The sequence below is a fragment of the Variovorax sp. 20P10.2.4 genome (genome assembly GCF_058244205.1).
In genome coordinates this window covers 1-4,813 of record NZ_JBZAYE010000555.1, presented here as the reverse complement: position 1 = coordinate 4,813, position 4,813 = coordinate 1, and the positions used below count along the sequence as shown (strand labels likewise).

General features: G+C 71.1%; 5 protein-coding genes and 1 pseudogene. 1 reads left to right on the top strand and 5 read right to left on the bottom strand.

The window, feature by feature from the left end; all coding sequences use genetic code 11:
- Positions 1–97: 97 nt before the first annotated feature.
- Both AC27VN_RS32815 and AC27VN_RS32810 read right to left on the bottom strand, forming a co-directional pair.
- Positions 98–643, bottom strand: coding sequence for a YbhB/YbcL family Raf kinase inhibitor-like protein (locus AC27VN_RS32815; protein WP_490879271.1), 546 nt, complete (start codon positions 641–643; stop codon positions 98–100).
- A 4-nt stretch (positions 644–647) separates the two neighbouring features.
- On the bottom strand, positions 648–1,439 hold the full coding sequence (locus tag AC27VN_RS32810) for a fumarylacetoacetate hydrolase family protein (RefSeq protein WP_057593206.1): 792 nt from the start codon (positions 1,437–1,439) through the stop codon (positions 648–650).
- Between the two features lie 121 nt (positions 1,440–1,560).
- Here AC27VN_RS32810 and AC27VN_RS32805 point away from each other — a divergent pair, with 121 nt between their 5' ends.
- On the top strand, positions 1,561–2,475 hold the full coding sequence (locus AC27VN_RS32805; RefSeq protein WP_490879270.1) for a helix-turn-helix transcriptional regulator: 915 nt from the start codon (positions 1,561–1,563) through the stop codon (positions 2,473–2,475).
- Between the two features lies 1 nt (position 2,476).
- Here the strand turns inward: AC27VN_RS32805 and nadE are convergent, their stop codons facing one another.
- The 3 genes and pseudogenes from nadE to AC27VN_RS32790 form a co-directional block, all read right to left on the bottom strand.
- Positions 2,477–3,322 (bottom strand): NAD(+) synthase, encoded by an 846-nt coding sequence (nadE, locus tag AC27VN_RS32800; protein ID WP_093353800.1) that lies wholly within the window; start codon positions 3,320–3,322, stop codon positions 2,477–2,479.
- Positions 3,323–3,350: 28 nt separating this feature from the next.
- The gene (locus AC27VN_RS32795; protein ID WP_490879272.1) at positions 3,351–4,508 is read right to left on the bottom strand and encodes a phospholipase A; all 1,158 of its coding nucleotides are present in this window, start codon (positions 4,506–4,508) and stop codon (positions 3,351–3,353) included.
- A gap of 8 nt (positions 4,509–4,516) precedes the next feature.
- Positions 4,517–4,813: pseudogene (locus AC27VN_RS32790) on the bottom strand (hypothetical protein); the annotation flags it as partial.

The window sequence follows — 4,813 nt, the reverse complement described above, 5'->3', positions numbered from 1 at the left end:
GCTGATGCGCGACGAGCCCGTGGCGGACGCACGCACCGTGGACCTGGGCTTCGAGCTCGTGGTGCGGCAGAGCAGCTGAGCCGCCGCGCCGCTTCGTTCACTGCCCGTAGAGGCCCACCACGCTCTGGCCCATCAGCGTGCGGCCCTTGAGCGCGGCCAGCAGTTCGTCGCGCGTCAGGCCCTCGGGCAGCGAGCCCGGCTCGGCCTCGGTGGCGATCACCGTCAGCACGTAGTGGTGCGGCAGGTCGCCGGCCGGCGGGCACATGCCGCGGTAGGCGATGGCGCCGGCCACGTTCTTGCCGACGGTGAAGCCAGCGTTCGCGGCCTGGCCCTCGCCCTGCCGCAGTTGCCCCTGGGCGGCCGGGATGTTGTAGGCCACCCAGTGCGAGACGCCGAGGCCCTTGCCGCCATCGGGATCGCTCATCAGCACCGCGACCGAGCGCGTGCCCGCGGGCAGATCGCTCCAGGCCACGGGCGGCGACACGCCCTGGCCGCCGCAGCCCGGTGCGTCGCCCGCGTGGATCTTCGGAATGGTCGCGCCGTCGGCGAAGGCGCTCGACGTGACCTTCATGCCCGCGGCCTGGGCGCCGAGCGCGAGGCCGGCCAGCAGGGCCGTGCAGAGGAGGCGTGTCGTGTTCTTCATGGCTTCACACCACCTTGACCGACAGGTTCGGCAGCCCGTCGATGTGGATCTCGATCAGGTCGCCGCGCACCACCGGGCCCACGTTCTCGGGCGTGCCCGCGTAGATGATGTCGCCGGGCTGCAGCTCGAAGGCCTGCGACAGCCGGCTGATCTGCTCGGCCACCGACCAGATCATGTGCTTGAGCGTGGCGCTCTGCTTGGTCTCGCCGTTGACCTTGAGCCAGATCGCGCCGTCGCTGAAGTGGCCGACCTGCGCCACCGGATGGATCGGGCCCACGGGCGCCGAATGGTCGAAGCTCTTGCCGATCTCCCAGGGCTTCTTCTGGTCGCCCATGCCGCGCTGCAGGTCGCGCCGCGTCATGTCCAGGCCCAGCGAGTAGCCGTAGACCAGGCCCAGCGCATCGTCGATCGACACGTCGCGCCCGCCCTTGCCGAGCGCCACCACGAGCTCGGCCTCGTAGTGGTAGTTCTTCGTCAGCGTGGGATAGGGGTGGTCGGCCACGGTGCCGGGCAGCACCACCTGCACCGCGTCGGCCGGCTTCTGGAAGAAGAAGGGCGGCTCGCGCGTCGGGTCGGAGCCCATCTCGCGCGCATGCGCCGCGTAGTTGCGGCCGATGCAGTAGATGCGGCGCACCGGGAACACCTGGTCGCTGCCGGCGATCGGGATGGTCGCGGCGGGCACGTCGAACGGCGTCTTCGCATTGCGCGCGGCGCCCGCGGGCAGCGCGCAACCGGCGATGGCGCCGGTGGCCATGGCGGCGCCGGCCAGCAGGCCGCGGCGGGAGGAATTGCTCATGCAGGGGTCTCCTTCGGTAGTAGCCGGACGATTCTGGGAGCCCGGGTGCGCGCGCTTGCGCACGCATCTACGCAAAAGCAGGACGCAGGCAACACCCGGGGCCCGGGCGTACCATCGCGCGATGCCCGCTTCGACCTCGAGCCATCGCCTCTACGGCATGCAGGAGCGCGCCGACCACCTCGATTTCGACATCCGCTTCGAGGGCGCGCGCGACGTGCTCGCGCGTCCGCACCGCCACGAGTACTTCCAGATCCAGGTCGGCATCGAGGGCGAGTCGCAGCAGCTGATCGGCGGTGCCGCGCGGCCCTTTGGCGCGGGCTGCCTGAGCTTCGTGCTGCCGTACCGGCTGCACGTGGTGCCGCATCCGCCGGGCGCGCGCTACGCCATCGTCAACTTCGACCAGTCCTTCCTCTGGCCCGAGCTGGCGGTCGAGCCGCTCGATCTCGAGGAGGTGCCGATCGCGCGCCATCCCGAACTCGCGCCCTTCCTGTTCCAGGAGTACGTGGACTTCCATTTCGAGGCCGAGGACTTCGCGCGCATCCTCGGCTGGCTCGAGGAGCTGTCGGCGCTCAATCGCGAAGGGCGCTTCGCGGCCGGCGGCGCGATCCGCGGCATCCTGCTGCAGCTGCTCTCGCTGGCCTGCCGAAGGCACGAGGCGGCGCTGCGCGAACAGGCGGCGCGCCACCGCGGCCACAGCTCGCGGCGCGATGCGCTGCAGCGCGTGCTGCACTACGTGCGCGAGCACCTGGGCGAGGAGATGTCGCTCAACGACGCGGCCGCGGCCGCGATGCTGTCGCCGAACTACCTCGCGCACCTGCTGAAGAAGCAGACCCAGCGCACCTTCACCGAACTCGTGACCGAAAGGCGGCTGGAACGCGCGCGCGAGCTGCTGCTGGCCTCGGACGGCCGCATCGCCGACATCGCGCGGCAATGCGGCTTCGCCGACGCGGTCTATTTCAGCCGGCGCTTCCGGCAGCACATGGGCCTGACGCCGCGCGAGTTCCGCGCGCAGTCGCCGGCGCGGCCCGGGCCGTAGCTCAGGCCGCCGGCGGCTCGACCGGCAGCGCGCGCTTGTGCGCGCTCTTGCGGTGCGTCGACAGGATGACCTCGCGCGCCGCGGCCGACACCGGCTTGCCCTCGAGGAAGTCGTCGATCTGCTCGTAGGTCACGCCGAAGGCGTCCTCGTCGGGCTTGCCCGGCACCAGCGACTCGAGGTCGGCCGTGGGCACCTTGTAGACCAGCGCATCGGGCGCGCCGAGCAGCTGCGCTACCGCGCGCACGCGGCGCTTGTTGAGGCCGGTCAGCGGCGTGATGTCGGCCGCGCCGTCGCCGAACTTGGTGAAGAAGCCCATCAGCGCCTCGGCCGCGTGGTCGGTGCCGATCACGATGCCGTTGTGCGCGCCCGCCACCGCGAACTGCGCGATCATGCGCTGGCGCGCCTTGATGTTGCCGAGCACGAAGTCCTCGTGCGCCGCGTCGCGGAAGGCCAGGTCGCCGGCCTTGAGCGCCGCGAGCATCGCGTCGGCCGCGGGCCGCACGTCCACCGTCAGCAGGCGGTCGGGCCGGATCACGGCCAGCGAGGCCTGCGCCTCGGCCTCGTCCTTCTGCACGCCGTAGGGCAGCCGCATCGCGATGAAGGTGGCCTCGCGGCCCTCGGCGCGCAGTCGCTCGACCGCGCGCTGCGCGAGGCAGCCGGCGGTCAGCGAATCCACGCCGCCGCTGATGCCCAGCACGTAGGTCGACAGACCGGTGCGGCGCAGGTAGGCGGCGAGGAACTCGACGCGCCGCTCGAGCTCGGCGGCGGCGTCGAACACGGGCGCGACGGACAGCGCCGCGATGATCTCGCGCTGCGTGGCGTCGACGGGGGACAGTTCGGTGCTCATGGAAAGGGTCTCCGTGGGTTCGCGGACATCAGAAGTCGACCAGGCTCAGGCCGATGCTCAACACCGTGCGCTTGCGGTTGTAGTCCACCAGCGTGTCGCCATAGCCGTAGAACAGCTGCGTGTGGAAGCGCAGGTTGCTCTTGGTCGGATCGCCGATCGCCTTGAGCCATTCGAGCCGCACCGAGCCGCGCCCGCTGTCGCGCAGGTTGTTGCGCACCGTGATGCCCAGTGTGTTGTTGCGGTCGAGGTTCCAGCGGCCGGTGACTTCGGCGCGGCCGATGTAGTCGGCGATGTCGGGGTTGTCGTCCTTCTCCGGGCTCTCGGAGATGCGCTTCCAGATCCGGCCCGTGATGCTGAAGCGGTCGTCGAGCTCGGCGCCGGCCATCAGGTAGACGCGGTTCCAGCTGCGCGACAGTGGCAGGCTCTGGCCGTTCGACTGGTGCACGATGCCCAGCCCGGTGTAGCGCCAGCGCCAGCCGCCCGGCAGCTTGAAGTCGGTCGGGTAGACATACATCAGCTCGGGTTCGTGGTCGGTGGTGCGGAAGGGCCGCGAGATCGCGCCGTTGAACAGCTGCCAGGTCGACTGCTGCGTGTAGGCGAACCACAGCGAGTCCTTCTTGATCGGGTCGTTCTGCGTCAGCAGGCCCTGCGCGAGCTTGGTGCGCACCGACAGGCCGATGCGCATCTCGTTGGCCTGGTAGGCCACCGGGTCGCCGGTGTGGTCCGGCGACGGCGAGGTCGGCGTGTCGGGCTTGTGGGTGGCGGCCGAGACCGAGACGTTGAGCGGCCGGTAGCCGCGGAAGCCGAAGGTGCCGCAGTCGGTGGCGTTCTCCAGTTCCCAGAAGCGCGACAGCGCCGAGTACTGGCGGTCGCGGCAGCCCTCGGTGGTGGCGACCGAGACCACGCGCGTGGCCGGGATCGAGCCGTCGACCGGCGGCGCGGGCTGGGTGTTGGCGAGCACCGGCGGCGCGACCGGCACCGACACCGAGGGCAGCGTCTGCTGCTGTGACCAGCGGTCGTAGCAGGCCAGCCGCGCGGCGTTGTCGGTGCCGAGCGCGGCGCAGCTCTGCCAGGTGAGCTGGTTGTCGGCCAGCGGGCTCTTGGGCTGGTCGACGGCCTGCGCCTGCGCGACGCCGGTCAGCAGCAGCGCCGCGGTGGCCAGCACCGCGCGCAGGCGGCCTTGCATGGTGGTGTTCATTTCCCTGACCCTTCCTTCTTCGTCAGCACGAAGGGATGCGTGCTCTCATCGGTGGCGTCGCGCCAGGTGCCGCGGAATTCGCGGCCGCAACCGCCGGGCGCCATCGCGCCGACCCAGACGCCGCTGATGCTGCGGCCATCGAGCGATTCGTCGATGGCCAGCGTGCCGTCGTCGCCGATATCGCCCGCCAGTTGCGATACCGCGGCCGGCCGGCCGGTGACGGCGGGGCGCGCGATGGTGCCGCGCACGCCGGCGTATTCGGGATGGCGGGCCAGCTGCACGACGGCCACGGC

What these genes read in the sequence shown, in the direction of transcription:
- AC27VN_RS32815 (WP_490879271.1), bottom strand. Translation starts at nt 643, where the DNA reads ATGAAGAACACGACACGCCTCCTCTGCACGGCCCTGCTGGCCGGCCTC.
- AC27VN_RS32805 (WP_490879270.1), top strand. Translation starts at nt 1,561, where the DNA reads ATGCCCGCTTCGACCTCGAGCCATCGCCTCTACGGCATGCAGGAGCGC.
- AC27VN_RS32810 (WP_057593206.1), bottom strand. Translation starts at nt 1,439, where the DNA reads ATGAGCAATTCCTCCCGCCGCGGCCTGCTGGCCGGCGCCGCCATGGCC.
- nadE (WP_093353800.1), bottom strand. Translation starts at nt 3,322, where the DNA reads ATGAGCACCGAACTGTCCCCCGTCGACGCCACGCAGCGCGAGATCATC.
- AC27VN_RS32795 (WP_490879272.1), bottom strand. Translation starts at nt 4,508, where the DNA reads ATGCAAGGCCGCCTGCGCGCGGTGCTGGCCACCGCGGCGCTGCTGCTG.